This is a genomic window from Klebsiella sp. GFKo11 (assembly GCF_056490265.1).
Genome location: NZ_CM151369.1, coordinates 159,841 through 177,572, shown reverse-complemented (window position 1 = coordinate 177,572; position 17,732 = coordinate 159,841). Strand labels below are relative to the sequence as shown.

Below are 17,732 nucleotides of genomic sequence, written 5' to 3'. Positions count from 1 at the left end.
AGCCCGGCTAAGCGCAGCGCGAGCCGGGATCAACGCAACCACCGCACTTTACTTCTGGCACTGGCGGCAATAAAACGTCGCCCGCTGCGCATGTTTGCTACCGATAATTGGCGTTCCGCAAATACGGCAGGGTTCACCCTTACGACCATAAACCTGTAATTCCTGGGCAAAATAGCCCGGCTTACCGTCGCTTTGCAGGAAATCTTTTAGCGTCGTCCCGCCCTGCTCGATGGAGCGCAACAGCACCAGCTTTATCACCTTTACCAATTGCTCGCACTCTTCGCGTGAAAGCGATGAAGCGAGCCTGTCGGGGTGGATCCCCGCCGAGAACAGCGATTCGCTGGCATAGATATTACCGACCCCGACCACCAGCTTGTTATCCATCAGCCAGGGCTTAATCGCAGTTTTCTTCTTCGCACACCTCTGCTGGAGATAGTCAGCATTGAAATCATCGCTTAGCGGCTCCGGCCCAAGATGCGCTAACACCGGATGACCCTCCAGCTCTTTGGCCCACAGCCAGGCGCCAAAGCGTCGCGGATCGGTATAGCGCAGAACCTTACCGTTGCTCATGATCAGATCAACGTGATCGTGTTTCTCTGCGGGGAGTTCTTCGCTCAGAATGCGCAAGCTTCCCGACATGCCCAGGTGGATGATAATCCAGCCGTCTGGCAGCTCCAGCAACAGATATTTGGCACGGCGGCGTACGCTGAGAACCGGAACGTCGCTCAGACGATAGATCTCTTCGGATACCGGCCAGCGCAGGCGTCCGTTGCGCACCACGGCGTGCAGGATGGTCGCCCCAACCAGATGCGGCTCAATACCGCGGCGGCTGGTTTCTACTTCAGGTAATTCAGGCATATTTTTCTCATATGAAAACAGCAGGCGCTCCTATTTTACCTCGTTCAGAAGGCAACGACGCGGTTAGTGCTGAAAATTCACACCAACGGTTATCTGTCTGCCGTCGGACTGTGGTTTAAACTTCCAGCGCCAGAGCATATCCACCGCCTGCGCATCATACTCTTCCACTTCGCTGCTTTTGCTTACCAGCACCAGCGTCGGAGCGCCGCTTTTATCAATATCAACGGTAAGCTCGGCCCGTTTATCACCCTGCGTCTGCGGCGTCTTCCATTTAACGTTGAAGAAAGGTGCGTTTAACACCTCATTCTGGTCGATATCAACCGTCATACTCACCGGCGGGTCAAAGGGAACGACCTTTTCATGACGGTCCAGTTTTTTGCTCGCAGGCAAAATTTTTCCGGCTTTTGCGGCATCTTCACCTTTCGCTCTTTCCCCGAGGATATCGGCATAATCTGCGTATACTTTTGCCGAAAGAATCGCATTACGCTCGCCCATGCCAACCCGCATCAGCAGCTTGGTTTTGATATTCGCTATTTTCTGCTCAGTATCCTCAGCAAGCGGTTGTAGCAACATGGAGTAGATCATCGCGCCGATATACAGTTCAGGATCGCGCTCAGCCCACAGGCTGCCCCAGGCCATCCACACCTGCGGATCCTCCGGGGCGAGCGCCAACAGCTGCGCCCACGTTGCCCGGTTCTCTTCAAAGGAAGCAAAGCTCTTTCTCAGCGCCAGATCCTTCAATAACGGCGCATAGTACGGATGCGTATCGACCAGCTTTTCCATCGCTTCCGTCATTTCAGTAAAGCCTTCCATTCGGCCTTTGGGACTTTTATCCCGCTTTTTGAAGTAGACGAGCTGTAGATTTCGCGCCTCTTCCGCGCTGAGTTTCTTCTGCGGAAACAGCGCTTTCATCCGGGTGAATTGAGCGGTCATCTCTTGCGCGGCAGTTTCCATCCCGGCTTTATTATGCCGGGCCGCCAGCCGGGCGATACGCGTCGCTCGTGATTCCATCTCCCGATAGTGCTCCTCAGGAGGCAGACGATCGCTGATAAAGTTCACCGGTATCAGCAAGCGCTCTCCATGCCGGTTAGAAGCAAAACGCCACTGCTGCACGTAGTAGAGCGCCGCTTTGTCAAACTCGGGAACGCCGCTACTGCACTCGACCACCGCGTTTAATAGATCGCCGCCTACCCCAGTATCCACCGAAAGCACCGTTGTCGCCGACTTGATAAATTTATTTACCATCGGATAGAACATCGGAGACACCGACTCTTTCGCAATCCCGTATCTTTCGGCCTCAATGCTTACGTGCCCAGGAAAGCGCTCGTTAATCGGGCTGGCGCTACGCACGGAGCCTTGTTTAAACACGATTGAACGCGCCAGGGGTAGGACCTTTTCGGCTTCCCCATTTTCATTCACTGCCAGCGATGAATCACAGGAGCGCGTCTGCATTCTGGCCCGCAGAATTTGCAGGATTTGCCGATCTTCAGGCGGCATTTGAGCAATATATGCCTCTAACCGCTGCTGTAGGGCTGGCTGGCGTGGGCTATCCTTCAGGCCCTCCGCCATCAATAATCCGCTAGTAATGCTTTGCGTGAGCGGCTGAAACTGCGAATTTCGCACCTGCTCATCATCACGAGACTGGAGCAGCGCTAATGCCCAGCCCAGCCAGGCGTCAGGGTTTTCTGGCGCAATGGCAATGGCCCGACGAAACGCCTTTTCCGCCTGCGCTTTATTCTCATCCGTTGTCAGCGTCAGGATGGCCGTTGCCAGCGTCAGATCGCTCCGGTCTGGCATCCAGCTCAGGTAATCATCCATCTTCGTGAGGGCTTTTACTTCTTGCTCGCGATAGCCTAATGCCTGCTGCCAGAGCGCATCGGCAGCGGCTGCGTCTTGTTCATTCCAGCCCAGCGGCAGCTCCGCCAGCGGTTTTTTCTGCGCGAGAAATTGCTCGATAATATTGTGCTGATTAAACGGCTCCCCGCGCAGGGTTATCTGAATAAAACGGGCATGACGGTCATAGAGAAAATCCTGCCAGGCGGGTAATTCCAGCTGATTCATACTCTGCCAGCGCCGCTGGTTTTGCTCGCCGATAGGTACATTGAATAACGTGATACCGATAACAAAAACAATCTGCGCCACGGCGGCTGCCAGATAGCCTTTATTGAGCCGGGTAATCGCCACCCACATCAGGGCGGAAAAGTAGAGAGCGCCCCCCAGCCACAGGCCGTAGAGCAATAAACGCTGGGGAGCATTCAGCACCGCCGGTAAAAGCGAAAGCTTATCCACCAACATAAAGGGGGCAGACCAGAGAAAGAGCACCATATTCGGCGCGACAAAAAGCGCAATCAAAGACAAGATGACCAGCAGGTGCTTTAACTTCGGCGTAATCATTTACGGCTTACTCCGAAGAATCGCCAGCAGCCCCATCACGGCTATCCAGACAAAAATCAGGATTAACGCCGCGTTATCGTACCAGGCATGCCAGGGACCGCTCAGTTGGGTAAAATTACGCGCTAATATGGCCATCACCAGCGTGCTAATCACAGCCAGCGCGCCATGCCAAACAAATGCAGGAACTTTGCTGCGCATATTGCGCCATAGCAGCGTTAACGGCCCCGGCCCGGTTGGCTGACGAGGTACCGCAGCGGCCGGCGCAACGCGAGGCTGGCGCTTGATGGGCGCAGGACGCTGGCGAACAGTTTGCGTTTGCTTATGCTGCTTCGCCTGCTTTACGCCTTCTACAACCTGTTTTTCACGTGCGCAGACCAGGCACGGCATCCCGGCGAAATGCTGATGTTTCTTACTACAGAGAACAATTTTTTGCGTACTGCGTAGCGCATAAGGACGCAATACCTGTGCCCATTCATCGGCGCAAGGGCGTCGGGCAGGTGAGCCGCTAAAAGCGCGATCGAACAGCTTACGCAACTCTGTAGGCAGCAGATGGTGGGTACTGGCCGGTACCGGAGAGATATGCTTTGCTGCATTGATACCGTAGGCGTAACAGTTGGCGGCGATGCGACCGGGTAAATCATCGGGCACCTTCGCGGTTTGCGAACGGCCGCTATAGGGATGAATACCATGGTTGAGCAGTTGAAAAATAATCACCGCCAGCGAGAAACGATCCTGCGCCTCTTCCCGCTCATCAGGTACCTGCCCGATGCGCTGGAACTCCGGCGCCAGGTAATCCGGCGTGAACTGCCCGGCAGGGAAACGCTCGCCCTCGCCCTGAATGCTAAAACCATCGCAGTCCAGCAGCGCGATATACAAGCTGTCGCGATAGAAACGCAGGTTAACCGGCTTCATGTCGATAACCCGGTGCTGTCGCGCATGCAGCGCCGAGACCAGGGTCGCGAGGTTGCAGGCCAGACTTACTTTTGCGCCGATCCCCTCCGGCAGATTCTGCGCCTTCGCTTGCCGCGACTGCAAAATATACTCCAGCTCAATAGTGCGCTGGGTATCAAGAACCGGCATAGCAAAGCCAATAACGCGCTTGCGCTCGTCGAAGAGCAAATAGTCAGGCCACGCCAGCTGGACAATCGCCTCACCGTCGGCAGGTGCGGGGATCTCCGGGCGCTGCGCAAGCATGGCGCGGAGCTTGCGCTGGTAATAGCTGGCATCAGTATTGGGATGGTAAATTTTCGCAACCCGGGAAGGGTCGTCGGCCAGGAAGTAGACGCTGCCGGCACCACCGCTCTTGATGAGTTTCCCTAAACGTACCGCGCGGCGCTGCTCGTTATAACAACTAGGGATTTTTTTATGCTTCATTACGCAGAGCTACCAGCAGCGTCTTGTCATCACCGGTTATCGCCCAGGTACGCGGGTCATCAAGCGTGGCGCGTATCGCTTCGCTCCCCTTCTCCTCTGAAACCTGCTGCAAATAGCTTACGACAGGGTCCATAAAGGGGGAAAACAGCGCATCACAGCTGCGGTTTAGCGCAAACGGCTGCACACCATCGGACATCATCACCAGCTGCATGGCTCTGCCAGCAAACTGATTGATGCGTAAATGTTCACGCCAGTCAGGGCTGGTGAGGAACCAGGTTTGGTTGGCGTATTCACCGTTTTCAGGTAAAGAGAAGTACTGCTCATCGTTGATAGTGAGCGCCGCAACGCCATCACCGATATGCAGGACCAGCGACTGCGTTTCGCCCAGCCATGCTGCCAGAACGGTACAGGCAAAATCACCCGCGACAAGCTGTTGCTCTTTGGCTTGTAGCAGTACAGCCTCTCGGACATCAGCTATCAGCGCCACGACTTGCTCTTCATCAGGCACAGCGGTAAATTTTGCCAGGCCCTCAACCAGCTCACGGGCGACCAAAGCCGCCCCCTGTTCGCTATAAGCGGCTGAGCCTGCGCCATCACAAACGACAGCAACAAGTCGATCGCCCAAATTGCGATAGCAAAAGGCATCCTGACAAGGAAGGTTATTTTGTCGGTGGCTGCTGCCGATAACCGACGAAGCATAAACGCGCCAGTTCATCGCGTCAGACCGAAATTTCTGACCAGCTGTCCGTCGGTGGCAGCTGTGCTTTTCCGCCCGGCGTTGACTGCGAGACCACCTGCATACTGGCGCTTAGCCAAAGGAACAGCTCGCGGAACTGCAAACCCTTCAGCTGCTTCACGCCATTAATCCCGCTGCGGCTGAAGTGGCCCATCGATTCAGAGGCCTCACTACCCACGCTAATCGGGAATACGGCAACTTTGTTTGCCGCCTGCGCCTCGCAGCACTCCTGAGCCGCCACCTGCCAGTTATCCGTTGGCGCGCCATCCGACATCAAAAACAGCCATGGCCGGGTATAGGGTACACCAGCCGCTTTCAGACGCTGCTTTTCAGCCTCGATTTCGCCCAGAGCCAGGCTAACGGCCTGCCCGGTTGGCGTCAGACCACTCGCTTCAAGAACAGGGGCGGTAAAGTCCATCGCATCGCACCAGTCACCATGCAGCTGGCACTCATCGTAACCGCCGTATTTAATCACCAGCAGGCGAACACGTTTCGCGGCGATAACATCATTTTTAAGTTCGCTTTCCAGCAGCTTGAGCCCCTGATTTAGCTGGGCAATTGGCTTGCCCTCCATGCTACCGGAACAATCGAGAACTAGAATTAAAGGGGTTCGCTGTTCACTGTTATCAATAAATGAAACATCTGGAATGAATGACGTCATAACAATCCCTGTCGGTGGTTTTCTGTACCGGCAGAATAAACATCCCGTCCCGGCAAGACAAGAAAAACCACTTCATTCATATGGTTAATGATTAACGACGAGAAGAAGAATTGAGTGATAAATTTCGAAGAAGGGAAAGACTGTAAAACGAAAACAAAAAACCCCGCCAGGGCGGGGTTCTTCTTTACAAGGAGGCTAAAATTATTTGATTTTAGCTTCTTTGTATAAAACGTGCTGACGGACAACTGGATCGAATTTTTTCAGTTCCAGTTTTTCCGGTTTAGTACGTTTGTTCTTCGTAGTGGTATAGAAGTGACCAGTACCAGCAGAAGAAACCAGCTTGATTTTCTCACGAATACCTTTAGCCATGATTTAATTCCTCTAAGTACTTAGTACTTTTCGCCACGGGCACGCAGTTCGGACAGAACTGTATCAATGCCTTTCTTATCAATAACACGCATACCTTTAGCAGATACACGCAGGGTGACAAAACGCTTCTCGCTCTCAACCCAGAAACGGTGAGAGTGCAGGTTAGGCAGGAAACGGCGTTTAGTCGCGTTCAGTGCGTGGGAACGGTTGTTACCGGTCACCGGACGCTTGCCAGTAACTTGGCAGACTCGGGACATGTCTATTCTCCAAAAATCAAATTAGCTCGAGCTTCGTATGGGGTATTGGCGCCTCGTCAGGCTTTACAGCCCGGTCATCGCATAGTTCTATTGAACTCTCGATTGCCAGGCCCAAATGCCAAACCCGAGATTCTCAAAGGTGGCGTAGTATACGCTGACTCGGCGATGTGCTCAAGTCCCGAACAGACAAAGATCCCGATGGATCGCATGATCGGGGCTAAATCCAGCCGCGCTCAGCAAAAGATACGTACGCTCCGCGGCCGATAACAAGGTGATCAAGCACGCGTATATCCATGAATCGGCAACATTTTATCACTCTTTCGGTAATCAACCTGTCGGCCTTACTCGGCTCAGGGCTACCGGATGGATGATTATGAGCCAGGATCACCGCGGCGGCGTTCACTTTGATGGCTTCGCGTACGATTTCTCGCGGATGCACCTCAACGTGGCTAAGAGTACCAGAAAAAAGTCGGCTATGTTTCAATACCCGGTTCTGATTATCTAAAAAGATCACCATAAAGATCTCACGTTCTTCGTCAGCCAGTTGGCTTTGCAGAAATTCCCGCGTCATCGACGGCGTAACCAGAGAGGGTTCTTCAGTTATCCGCATACAAAAATAACGCCGCGCCAGCTCAGCAATCCCCTTCAACTGCGCATATGTCGCCGGGCCAATCCCCTCAACCTCATCAAACTGCTCTTTTTCCGCCGATAGCAGACCGTATAGCGAGCCAAAGCGCTGCAGTAAATCCTGGGAAAACGTTATGACATCCTGCGTGCGCGTGCCGGTACGTAAAAACAGCGCCAGCAGCTCAATATCCGACAACGATTCGATACCGTAGCACTGCATTTTTTCCCTCGGCATCAGAGGTTCATGTGTATCCATGGCGGCTTCTCCTTTCCTGTGCGCGCTATCCTGGCACAGCCCTCCAGCGCTGCCGATCGGCAAATTTTATCCGTGCGTAGCGGCTCGCAAAGTGGATCTCTGCCAGGCACACGATGCCGATCGGATTGTGATAAGATGCGCGAATTCTGGTGTACCGCAACAGGAAAAAATCATGATGAGTCTGGCTGGTAAAAAGATCGTTCTTGGCGTGAGCGGCGGTATTGCTGCCTATAAAACGCCGGAACTGGTGCGCCGCCTGCGTGACCGTGGAGCGGATGTCCGCGTCGCCATGACGGAAGCCGCAAAAGCCTTCATTACGCCACTGAGTCTGCAGGCGGTATCCGGTTATCCGGTCTCCGACAGCCTGCTCGACCCGGCTGCAGAAGCGGCAATGGGCCACATTGAGCTGGGAAAATGGGCAGACCTGGTGATTCTCGCCCCCGCTACCGCCGATTTAATTGCACGTATTGCGGCAGGAATGGCTAACGACCTCGTTTCCACAATTTGCCTCGCCACGCCGTCGCCAGTCGCCGTCGTGCCCGCAATGAATCAGCAGATGTATCGCGCCGCCGCCACCCAGCATAATCTTGACGTTATCTCCTCACGCGGTCTGCTGGTTTGGGGCCCGGATAGCGGCAGCCAGGCCTGTGGCGATATCGGCCCAGGGAGAATGCTGGACCCGCTGACTATTGTTGATATGGCCGCGCAGCATTTCTCTCCTGTCAAAGATTTGCAACATCTCAACATCATGATTACCGCGGGCCCAACCCGCGAGCCGCTGGATCCAGTGCGTTATATCACCAACCACAGTTCTGGTAAGATGGGTTTCGCGATTGCCGCCGCCGCCGCGCATCGCGGGGCGAACGTGACGCTGGTTAGTGGTCCGGTTTCTCTGCCAACGCCGCCGTTTGTGCAGAGAATTGATGTCACCACAGCGCTGGAAATGGAAGCCGCCGTGCAAAATAGCGCTTCTCAGCAGCACATTTTTATTGGCTGTGCGGCAGTTGCTGACTACCGTGCGGTCGCCATCGCCGAAGAAAAAATCAAAAAACAAGGTGATGAATTAACCCTGAAAATGGTTAAAAATCCGGATATCGTCGCTGGGGTCGCGGCGCTTAAGGCCAACCGCCCCTACGTCGTTGGATTTGCCGCCGAAACAAATAATGTGGAAGAATACGCACGGCAAAAACGTGCCCGCAAAAATCTCGATCTGATTTGCGCTAATGATGTTTCACAGCCAAATCAGGGATTTAACAGCGATAGCAACGCATTACACCTTTTCTGGCAAGAGGGAGATAAGCGCTTACCACTTGAGCGCAAGGAACTCCTGGGCCAATTATTACTCGACGAGATCGTGACCCGTTATGATGAAAAAAATCGACGTTAAGATTCTGGACCCGCGTGTTGGTCAGCAGTTTCCGCTGCCAACTTATGCCACCTCCGGCTCCGCCGGACTTGACCTGCGAGCCTGTCTCGATGACGCCGTAGAGCTGGCGCCTGGCGCTACCACGCTTGTGCCGACTGGCCTGGCGATTCACATTGCCGACTCGTCTCTGGCAGCGGTGATTCTGCCGCGCTCCGGGCTGGGTCATAAGCATGGCGTTGTTCTGGGCAACCTGGTGGGCCTGATTGATTCTGACTATCAGGGCCAGCTGATGGTTTCCGTCTGGAACCGTGGCCAGCAGAGCTTCACTATTGAACCCGGCGAGCGTATCGCTCAAATGGTGTTTGTGCCTGTCGTACAGGCGGAATTTAACCTGGTGGAAGATTTTGACGCCACCGATCGTGGCGAAGGTGGCTTCGGTCACTCCGGGCGTAAATAAGCCCAGCGATACACCCAATCACTCGGGATGCCGCCAACAGCAGGGCTGCCCGAAGGATAAAGTGTAACCTGCATTCCAAAGCGTAATAATGCAATAACATCGCCGCAAGCAGCAGCTTGCGGTCGCTTTGCGGATGCCTGCCTGGCAAGTGCTTTTTTCAGGGGTATTTTAAAACATGGCAGAAAAACAAACTGCGAAAAGGAATCGTCGCGAAGAAATACTTCAGTCTCTGGCGTTGATGCTTGAATCCAGCGATGGGAGTCAGCGCATTACCACAGCGAAACTGGCGGCGTCCGTTGGCGTATCCGAAGCGGCTCTGTACCGACATTTTCCCAGCAAAACCCGCATGTTTGACAGCCTGATCGAGTTTATCGAAGACAGCCTGATTACGCGCATCAATTTGATTTTAAAAGATGAAAAAGATACTTCAGCGCGCCTGCGCCTGATCGTACTGTTGATTCTTGGGTTTGGCGAGCGGAATCCTGGGCTGACGAGAATTCTGACCGGCCATGCGCTGATGTTTGAACAGGACAGATTGCAGGATCGAATCAATCAACTGTTTGAGCGCATTGAAGTACAGCTGCGCCAGGTGTTGCGTGAAAAGAAAATGCGCGAGGGCGAAGGCTACACCGTCGATGAAGCCCTGCTGGCTAGTCAGCTGCTGGCATTCTGTGAAGGGATGCTGTCGCGCTTTGTACGCAGTGAGTTTAAATATCGTCCGACCGATGATTTTGACGCCCGTTGGCCGCTGGTCGCCGCCCAGCTGCAGTAATCCGCACCTTATATGCAGCCACAATGGCTGCATCTCCTTTTTGATTTTTCTGTCATAAAGCCCAGGACAATTCGTTGAATTGCCAGATGTTTTCAATCCGCACTCTCTCCTAACATCCGTAAATTGTTTCTTTTCATCGGATAAGGAGAAGGCTGATGGCGACATCACGGCGGGAATTGCTCAAACTGGGAGGTCTGGCAGCCGCATCATTACTGGTAAGCCAAAAAAGTTTCGCGGCCTGGGCACCATCTGCACGTTATCCCGATCCACGCATTGTGGCAGTGGATGATAGCTTTCGCCGCTATATGCTTGCCAGCGCAAAAGTCGAGCAGATTGCTACCGGTTTTCGCTGGGCGGAAGGGCCTGTGTGGTTTGGCGATACGCGCATGTTGCTCTGGAGCGATATCCCCAACAACGCCATCATGCGCTGGGATGAAGCTACTGGTGAAACCAGCGTGTTCCGTCATCCGGCAAACTACGCTAACGGCCATGCCCGCGACCGGCAGGGGCGCCTGATTAGCTGCGAACATGATACCCGACGCATTACCCGCACCGAATACGATGGCACCATTACCGTACTGGCGGATAGTTTTGACGGCAAGCCGCTGAACTCACCAAACGATATCGTCGTGAGGTCAGACGGCAGCATCTGGTTTACCGACCCACCTTTCGGCATCAGCGGATTCTACGAAGGGCATAAAGCCACGCCGCAGCTACCGCAAAACGTTTATCGGCTTGATCCTGAAAGCCGCAAACTGAGCGCCGTGCTGGGTGATGTGAAAGGGCCGAACGGCCTCTGTTTTTCCGCCGATGAGAAAACGCTATACGTCGTGGAGAGTCGCGCGACGCCAAATCGGTTAATTCTCGCGTGGGATGTGGTCAATAACGAGCTGAAAAATAAAAGAGTACATATTGACTGCGGTAACGGCACCGCCGACGGTATCGCCTGCGATATGGACGGTAATCTGTGGTGTGGTTGGGGGACGGGCAGCGAGGAGCTTGATGGCGTGCGCGTCTTTAACCCTCAGGGGAAAAACATCGGCATCATTCAGTTGCCGGAACGCTGCGCTAACCTGTGCTTCGGCGGCGAACAGCGCAATCGCCTGTTTATGGCCTCCAGCACCTCGATTTATTCGCTCTACGTCAATGCGCAAGGGGCCAAACTGGTTTGAAACCTACCCGGCAGGCATTGACCTGCCGGGTCGATTCTTAGACTCCGTACGCTTCGCGATAGGCGCGAACCGACGCCAGATGTTCAGCCATTTCCGGCTTCTCTTCCAGATAGCTGATCAGATCTTTCAGGGTCACAATAGAAATCACTTTGCAGCCGTAATCACGCTCGACTTCCTGAATCGCGGAGATTTCGCCGCGTCCGCGCTCCTGGCGATCCAGAGAAATCAGTACACCGGCTAACTCCGCGCCGTTGGCCTGAATAATTTCCATCGATTCACGAATCGCAGTACCTGCGGTGATGACGTCATCCACCAGCATCACGCGGCCCTGTAGAGCGCTTCCCACCAGGTTGCCGCCTTCGCCGTGAGTCTTCGCCTCTTTACGGTTAAAGCAGTACGGCAGATCTCGGTCATGGTGTTCCGCCAACGCGACAGCAGTAGTCGTGGCGATTGGAATACCTTTGTACGCAGGGCCAAACAACAGATCAAAATCAATCCCGGAATCCACCAGCGCTTCGGCGTAAAAACGGCCTAACAATGCCAGATCGCGCCCGGTATTAAACAGGCCGGCGTTGAAGAAATAGGGGCTCTTACGCCCGGATTTCAGCGTAAATTCGCCAAACTTAAGGACCTGCTTGCTAAGCGCAAACTCAATAAACTGGCGCTGATACGGCTTCATGGATTCGCTCCTCATCATACTTTTCTACAGATATAAAAAAGGCGACTTCTCAGTCGCCTTAAAAACTAGTTTTCTAACGCCGCTTTCTGCGCCGTCACAATGGATTCGATACCCCCTCGGGCCAACGCCAGGAGGGTGAGGAGTTCTTCATGGGTGAACGGCTCACCTTCCGCCGTACCCTGCACCTCAATGATGCGACCGTCTTCGGTCATCACCACGTTCATATCGGTTTCCGCCGCGGAATCTTCGACATATTCCAGATCGCAAAGCGCTTCGCCTTTGACGATACCAACGGAGACTGCCGCCACCATGCCTTTCATCGGGTTGGTTTTCAGCTTACCGGCTGCAACCAATTTGTTCAGCGCATCGGCCAGCGCAACGCAGGCTCCGGTGATAGAGGCGGTGCGGGTTCCACCGTCGGCCTGCAGCACATCGCAATCCAGCGTAATAGTGAATTCACCCAGCGCTTTCAGGTCAACCGCAGCGCGCAGCGCACGCGCGATCAGGCGCTGGATTTCCATTGTACGCCCGCCCTGCTTACCTTTCGCAGCTTCACGCGCGTTACGGGTATGGGTCGCGCGCGGCAGCATGCCATATTCTGCGGTGATCCAACCCTGGCCCTGGCCTTTCAGAAAGCGCGGAACACCTTCATCGATAGAGGCGGTACACAATACTTTGGTGTCACCGAATTCGACCAGCACGGAGCCTTCTGCGTGTTTCGTATAATTACGGGTAAAGCTTACTGGGCGCACTTGGTTAGCGCTACGATCTGCTGGACGCATGAGGTTCTCTCCGGCTTGAAACGAATGTGGCTGCGCATTATACGGATAATGCGTGCTTATTCCTATCCTGATAAGGACTCGAAAGCTATAATCCCCCCCACTCTCCTTTAAAAACAGGAACGTCTATGATCCGCAGTATGACCGCCTACGCCCGGCGTGAAATCAAGGGTGAATGGGGTAGCGCCGCGTGGGAACTGCGCTCGGTAAACCAACGATATCTGGAAACCTATTTCCGTCTGCCGGAGCAGTTTCGTAGCCTGGAGCCTGTTGTACGCGAGCGTATTCGCTCCCGTCTGACCCGCGGTAAAGTCGAATGTACCCTGCGTTTTGAGCAGGATCCGAGCGCCCAGGGCGAGTTGATTCTCAACGAAAAACTGGCAAAGCAGCTAGTTAACGCCGCTAACTGGGTAAAAATGCAGAGCGACGAAGGCGAAATCAACCCGGTCGACATCCTGCGCTGGCCTGGCGTTATGTCTGCTCATGAGCAGGATCTGGACGCCATTGCCGCTGAAATCCTGAACGCGCTGAATGGTGCGCTGGATGACTTTATCGTCGCCCGCGAAACCGAAGGTCAGGCACTGAAGGCGCTTATCGAACAGCGGCTTGATGGCGTGACCGCCGAAGTGACCAAAGTGCGCGCCCATATGCCGGAAATCTTGCAATGGCAGCGTGAGCGTCTGGTCTCCAAGCTGGAAGACGCGGAAGTGCAGTTGGAAAACAATCGCCTCGAGCAAGAGCTGGTTCTGATGGCACAGCGCATTGACGTCGCCGAAGAGCTGGATCGCCTGGAAGCGCACGTCAAAGAGACGTGGAACATCCTGAAGAAGAAAGAAGCGGTCGGCCGCCGTCTCGACTTTATGATGCAGGAGTTCAACCGCGAATCAAACACGCTGGCGTCTAAATCCATTAATGCCGAAGTGACGAAATCTGCAATCGAGTTGAAAGTACTGATTGAGCAAATGCGCGAGCAGATCCAGAACATCGAGTAATATCGGGTTCTACCAACATTAAGGGCCAACACTCCGGCCCTTTTTTATTTTCAGCACATCTCAGAAGAAATACTTTTTATCCAGCACCCGACAGGTTAAAAATGCCCCCGCCGCACACAGCAGCATGGGAGCCAGATAGCTGTGATCCATATGGGTAAACTCCATCACCAGTACTACCGCCGTTAGCGGCATCTGCATAGATGCGGCAAGAAATGCCGCTGCGCCGACAAGAGCAAAACTGCTGTAATCCCCTCCGGGAAATATCTGCTGCCAGAGCATGCATAGCAGCAGGCTGCTCAGACCGCCGACCGCCAGCCCCGGCGTCAGTAGCCCGCCCTCCGCGCCTCCGCGCAGCACCGCCAGGATGACGACCATTTTTAACACCAACAGTATCGCCGCCCCAGGGAAACCCAACTCATCGCTGAGAGTCAGCTGCATGGGCCCTTTGCCATTTCCCGGAAGCTGGGGAAAATAGAGGCTCAGGACGGCAAGCAGGGAAAATGCCAGCAGGCAGAAAACCGGCATCTGCCAGTTTGTTCGAACGTGCGAGCGAGCGGTGCTGGTTGCTTTGCGAAAAAGCCAGGCCCCGGTACCAAGAATGGGCCCCGCGAAAATCGCCCACCAGAGAAATGAATGAGGAAGTGCGTCGGAGATAAAATGGTATTGCGATTCATCACCCAGCCCCAACGTTGCCGTCCATGCAGCAATAGCCGACGTGATGATAGCCGCCAGCGCTTTTTCCCAGCTAAACGACAGCAGCATCACTTCAAGGCTAAACAACGCGCCCGCCAGAGGGACGTTATACACTGCCGCCAGCCCTGCTCCGGCACCACAGGCAATCAGCGTTCGGGTTTCATCCTCATAAAGCCCCATTTTACGCGCCACTATACCTGCCCCCAACGCCCCCATTTCCCGCGGAGCAACCTCGCGTCCCAAGGGAGATCCCAGCGCAACGGTGACTATCTGCAACAGTGCATGGAGAGTCGTCGTCCCAGTAGGCATTGGCACAGAAGGTTTAGCGACAGCCGCCGCGATAGAAATCCGCTTCTGACCATAGCGCGCAAGCAGCCACCAGCCGAATCCTGCTATCGCACCACCTGCCACTATTGCCGTGATACGACGAGGCCAGGGCGAATCCGTTACACCCTGTAAAAATGACTCCGATCCGACGATCCGTTCAAGGCTATAGCCAAAAGCCAGGTGCTGAATCGCATGTAAAATCATCGCCAGAACCATACCTGATAGACCGGCCAGCACTCCCGTTAAAACAACGGCAATCAGGCGGGTCAGATAATTTTTATTGTCAGCGGCTGTGGTCATTTTCTCAGGCCTTGAATAAGGAAAATAAAAGCATAAAGGTCGAGAGTTAAATATTAGGTATTCATAGCGTATCCAATATAGATACAGAATGACGCCTTAATCATTATTTTTTCTAATCCATATAATTTTAAAAATCACCAACAAACCCTATTTAAAAGGTAATAAAAACAACATATGCATTACTTTTCCCTGGCCAAACTCATTCACCTTAGAAAATCTCAATCGTGATCTCCCGCACAAATCGCTAACCTTTCGCCATCATTGTGGGGGAACTATGCTGCTTCATATTCTTTATTTAATTGGTATTACGGCGGAAGCGATGACCGGCGCGCTGGCTGCCGGGCGCCGCCGTATGGATACGTTCGGCGTTATTATCATCGCAACCGCGACGGCCCTGGGCGGCGGTTCAGTGCGCGATATTCTGCTCGGCCACTACCCACTGGGCTGGGTGCAACATCCTGAATACGTCATTATTGTCGCAGTCGCCGCGGTCCTGACTACCATCGCCGCACCGGTCATGCCGCATCTGCGTCGCCTGTTTTTGGTACTGGATGCTCTGGGCCTGGTAGTGTTCTCAATCATCGGCGCTCAGATCGCGCTGGATATGGGCGAGGGCCCGGTGATCGCCTCCATTGCCGCAGTGATAACCGGCGTCTTCGGCGGCGTACTGCGCGATATGTTCTGCAAGCGCATCCCACTGGTGTTTCAGAAAGAGCTGTACGCTGGGGTCTCGTTCGCCGCCGCCGTTCTTTATATTGCCCTACAGCACTACGTCAGCAGCCACGATGTGGTGGTTATTTCCACCCTGCTGTTCGGCTTTACCGCCCGCATGCTGGCACTGCGCTGGAAGCTGGGCCTCCCGGTCTTTCATTACAACCATAGCGCACATTGATTCTTTCAGAACCCCGCAATTCGTTGCCCGCTGAGCCACTTCGCCAGCGCGGCAACATCCGGGTTATGTAAAAAAGCCACTAGCTGCCGCGCCCTTTCTGCCCCAATTCCTGGTAAACGTCGCCACTGCTCTTCGTTTCGATCCCGTAACTGCTGCCAGTCGTCCTTCGCCATTTCTGAAAACGCTGTTTTTGGGATGGGTATCCCCATAGCCTGTACCCAGCGCAAAAAGGGCTGCTCACGCGCCAGATTAAACTGGTGCCACAACTGCTGCCCGCGCTGTGCAGATATTCCCGGGATCGTTTGCAGTTGCTCTGGCGTAAACGCCAGCCATGAAAAGAGATGAGCCATGCGTCGGGCATCGTGTACAGTGCGCCACAATGTCTCTCCAGCGCCGTCAATATCAAGGATCGATCGGGATGATAGCCAGACCAGCCGTGAGAGAAACTGCTCTGCGCACTCAGGAGTGGCGAAAAAACAGCTTAATGAATTGAAACGAGCCGCTGGAGGCTGGGGTTTATTACGCTGGGCGGTACGCCAGACTACCGAATCGATGCGCGGTATACCCTGACCGGCGAGGCTGATTTGTAGCTGATCGCCAATGCCGATGTCCAGATTTTGCCAGCGGGATACCGAGCCAACGCTCACCCGCTGCACGCGCTTGTCATCCAGCTGCTGCGGCGTGAGCTGCGCGACCACGGCGATTTTACCGCTGCGCCCGATGCTGAAGCTGATACCGCGAACCTCCATAACCCGTGACGCGGGCGGATATTTCCACGCAATCACCCAATCACCCTGCCCCGGCACCCAGAAACGCCCGGCTGACTCTTGCCCCTGGCGCACCACAACGCCATCAGTAGCAAAAGGCAACGGTGAAGTGAACCAACGTTGACGCCACTGCCCAACCTGCTGAGCATTAGCCACAGAATGCGAAAAAAGTGCGCTATGAAGAAAGCCGCTCTGGCGCAACAACGCATGGCGCTGATTCATATCTGCCGGGCCATCAGGCCATGCCCAGATAAACACTCCCAGTTTATCAAGCTCGGTCGCAACGTCCTGTCGCATCATCATGCCCGCGACTTTTGCCCGCGCGTTCATACCTCCCATCTGCTTTTGCACATGCCCCGCGTTATGCAGGAACAGCTCGCCCTGTAACACGCTGTTAGCGAGTTCAGTGCCAACAACCTTAGGTATGGAAGGGATCTGTAATACCCTGGCCGTCCAGTCCTCTCCCGCCAACCCGTTTCCCCGACTGATTGCCTGCGTCAAACGCCCTTGCCGATAAACCAGCGTAACCGCTACGCCATCCACTTTGGGCTGCACCCAGAGGTCGTTTTTGCCACGCATCCAGCGGGCAACGCTGGCTTCATCCGCCAGTTTACGCACGCCAGTGTGAGCAACCGGATGCCGGGTATCGCCCTTTAATGGCGAAAGTTCATCGTGAGCGGGGGTTTCACTGACAAAGCAGCGTTGCCAGTAGGACAGTCGCGCCGCAAGCTGGTCGTACACCTCATCGCTGACCACGCTCTTACCTTGATGCCAGTAAGCGTTTTTCCACTCGTTCATCTGCTGACTGAGACGTTTAATTTCCTGTTCAGCCCTGGTCTGTGACCATGTTGGACAGGCTGCCTGCCCGTATCCCACCAACATCCATAACACCAGCGCCCAAATTCCCTTATGCATGGAGATGCCCTCCTGTTTTCTCACCACGCATTGTGCCGTAGGTTTATTTTCGTCAGCGATAAGGGATTTTTAACCCTGCGAGCAGGCAT

18 protein-coding genes are annotated in these 17,732 nt (G+C 54.3%); 6 read left to right on the top strand and 12 right to left on the bottom strand.

The window, feature by feature from the left end; genetic code table 11:
* Nucleotides 1-48: 48 nt before the first annotated feature.
* The 8 genes from mutM to radC form a co-directional block, all read right to left on the bottom strand.
* Nucleotides 49-858: a bifunctional DNA-formamidopyrimidine glycosylase/DNA-(apurinic or apyrimidinic site) lyase gene (gene mutM, locus AC07P6_RS00835; RefSeq protein ID WP_110276966.1), complete on the bottom strand. Its 810-nt coding sequence runs from the start codon at nucleotides 856-858 to the stop codon at nucleotides 49-51.
* A gap of 63 nt (nucleotides 859-921) precedes the next feature.
* Nucleotides 922-3,252 carry a TonB family protein gene (locus tag AC07P6_RS00830; RefSeq protein ID WP_478315446.1) on the bottom strand — a complete coding sequence of 777 codons (2,331 nt, stop codon included), beginning with the start codon at nucleotides 3,250-3,252 and terminating at the stop codon, nucleotides 922-924.
* Nucleotides 3,253-4,626, bottom strand: a complete 1,374-nt coding sequence (locus AC07P6_RS00825; RefSeq protein ID WP_478315445.1) for a DNA-binding protein — start codon at nucleotides 4,624-4,626, stop codon at nucleotides 3,253-3,255. It abuts the gene before it with no gap.
* Nucleotides 4,616-5,341: a PP2C family serine/threonine-protein phosphatase gene (locus AC07P6_RS00820; protein ID WP_478315444.1), complete on the bottom strand. Its 726-nt coding sequence runs from the start codon at nucleotides 5,339-5,341 to the stop codon at nucleotides 4,616-4,618. The genes AC07P6_RS00825 and AC07P6_RS00820 overlap by 11 nt, the downstream gene beginning before the upstream one ends.
* Before the next feature lie 4 nt (nucleotides 5,342-5,345).
* Nucleotides 5,346-6,023 carry a vWA domain-containing protein gene (locus AC07P6_RS00815; RefSeq protein WP_304254197.1) on the bottom strand — a complete coding sequence of 226 codons (678 nt, stop codon included), beginning with the start codon at nucleotides 6,021-6,023 and terminating at the stop codon, nucleotides 5,346-5,348.
* A 201-nt stretch (nucleotides 6,024-6,224) separates the two neighbouring features.
* A complete protein-coding gene (gene rpmG, locus AC07P6_RS00810; RefSeq protein WP_003024094.1) occupies nucleotides 6,225-6,392 on the bottom strand; it encodes a 50S ribosomal protein L33 in 168 nt (55 codons plus the stop codon).
* Between the two features lie 20 nt (nucleotides 6,393-6,412).
* The gene (gene rpmB, locus AC07P6_RS00805; RefSeq protein ID WP_002436699.1) at nucleotides 6,413-6,649 is read right to left on the bottom strand and encodes a 50S ribosomal protein L28; all 237 of its coding nucleotides are present in this window, start codon (nucleotides 6,647-6,649) and stop codon (nucleotides 6,413-6,415) included.
* 217 nt (nucleotides 6,650-6,866) lie between these two features.
* Nucleotides 6,867-7,532, bottom strand: coding sequence for a RadC family protein (gene radC, locus AC07P6_RS00800; protein WP_478315443.1), 666 nt, complete (start codon nucleotides 7,530-7,532; stop codon nucleotides 6,867-6,869).
* Between the two features lie 175 nt (nucleotides 7,533-7,707).
* On the opposite strand from radC, the gene coaBC reads away from it, so the two are divergent.
* The 4 genes from coaBC (at nucleotide 7,708) to AC07P6_RS00780 (ending at nucleotide 11,299) form a co-directional block, all read left to right on the top strand.
* Nucleotides 7,708-8,919 (top strand): bifunctional phosphopantothenoylcysteine decarboxylase/phosphopantothenate--cysteine ligase CoaBC, encoded by a 1,212-nt coding sequence (gene coaBC, locus AC07P6_RS00795; protein ID WP_181486311.1) that lies wholly within the window; start codon nucleotides 7,708-7,710, stop codon nucleotides 8,917-8,919.
* Nucleotides 8,897-9,355: a dUTP diphosphatase gene (gene dut / locus AC07P6_RS00790; protein ID WP_167492712.1), complete on the top strand. Its 459-nt coding sequence runs from the start codon at nucleotides 8,897-8,899 to the stop codon at nucleotides 9,353-9,355. Before coaBC ends, dut begins: the two co-directional genes overlap by 23 nt.
* A gap of 175 nt (nucleotides 9,356-9,530) precedes the next feature.
* On the top strand, nucleotides 9,531-10,127 hold the full coding sequence (slmA, locus tag AC07P6_RS00785) for a nucleoid occlusion factor SlmA (protein WP_304254203.1): 597 nt from the start codon (nucleotides 9,531-9,533) through the stop codon (nucleotides 10,125-10,127).
* Between the two features lie 155 nt (nucleotides 10,128-10,282).
* A complete protein-coding gene (locus tag AC07P6_RS00780) occupies nucleotides 10,283-11,299 on the top strand; it encodes an SMP-30/gluconolactonase/LRE family protein (protein WP_478315442.1) in 1,017 nt (338 codons plus the stop codon).
* Nucleotides 11,300-11,336: 37 nt separating this feature from the next.
* Here the strand turns inward: AC07P6_RS00780 and pyrE are convergent, their stop codons facing one another.
* Nucleotides 11,337-11,978 carry an orotate phosphoribosyltransferase gene (gene pyrE / locus AC07P6_RS00775; RefSeq protein WP_110276958.1) on the bottom strand — a complete coding sequence of 214 codons (642 nt, stop codon included), beginning with the start codon at nucleotides 11,976-11,978 and terminating at the stop codon, nucleotides 11,337-11,339.
* A 65-nt stretch (nucleotides 11,979-12,043) separates the two neighbouring features.
* The gene (gene rph / locus AC07P6_RS00770) at nucleotides 12,044-12,760 is read right to left on the bottom strand and encodes a ribonuclease PH (RefSeq protein WP_110276957.1); all 717 of its coding nucleotides are present in this window, start codon (nucleotides 12,758-12,760) and stop codon (nucleotides 12,044-12,046) included.
* A gap of 125 nt (nucleotides 12,761-12,885) precedes the next feature.
* Here rph and AC07P6_RS00765 point away from each other — a divergent pair, with 125 nt between their 5' ends.
* The gene (locus tag AC07P6_RS00765; RefSeq protein WP_110276956.1) at nucleotides 12,886-13,749 is read left to right on the top strand and encodes a YicC/YloC family endoribonuclease; all 864 of its coding nucleotides are present in this window, start codon (nucleotides 12,886-12,888) and stop codon (nucleotides 13,747-13,749) included.
* A gap of 60 nt (nucleotides 13,750-13,809) precedes the next feature.
* On the opposite strand, the gene AC07P6_RS00760 is transcribed toward AC07P6_RS00765, so the two are convergent.
* A complete protein-coding gene (locus AC07P6_RS00760) occupies nucleotides 13,810-15,069 on the bottom strand; it encodes a chloride channel protein (protein WP_478315441.1) in 1,260 nt (419 codons plus the stop codon).
* 274 nt (nucleotides 15,070-15,343) lie between these two features.
* On the opposite strand from AC07P6_RS00760, the gene AC07P6_RS00755 reads away from it, so the two are divergent.
* Nucleotides 15,344-15,961, top strand: coding sequence for a trimeric intracellular cation channel family protein (locus AC07P6_RS00755; RefSeq protein ID WP_110276954.1), 618 nt, complete (start codon nucleotides 15,344-15,346; stop codon nucleotides 15,959-15,961).
* A gap of 5 nt (nucleotides 15,962-15,966) precedes the next feature.
* Here AC07P6_RS00755 and ligB read toward each other — a convergent pair whose 3' ends face one another.
* The gene (gene ligB / locus AC07P6_RS00750) at nucleotides 15,967-17,643 is read right to left on the bottom strand and encodes an NAD-dependent DNA ligase LigB (RefSeq protein ID WP_478315440.1); all 1,677 of its coding nucleotides are present in this window, start codon (nucleotides 17,641-17,643) and stop codon (nucleotides 15,967-15,969) included.
* Nucleotides 17,644-17,732: the final 89 nt, after the last annotated feature.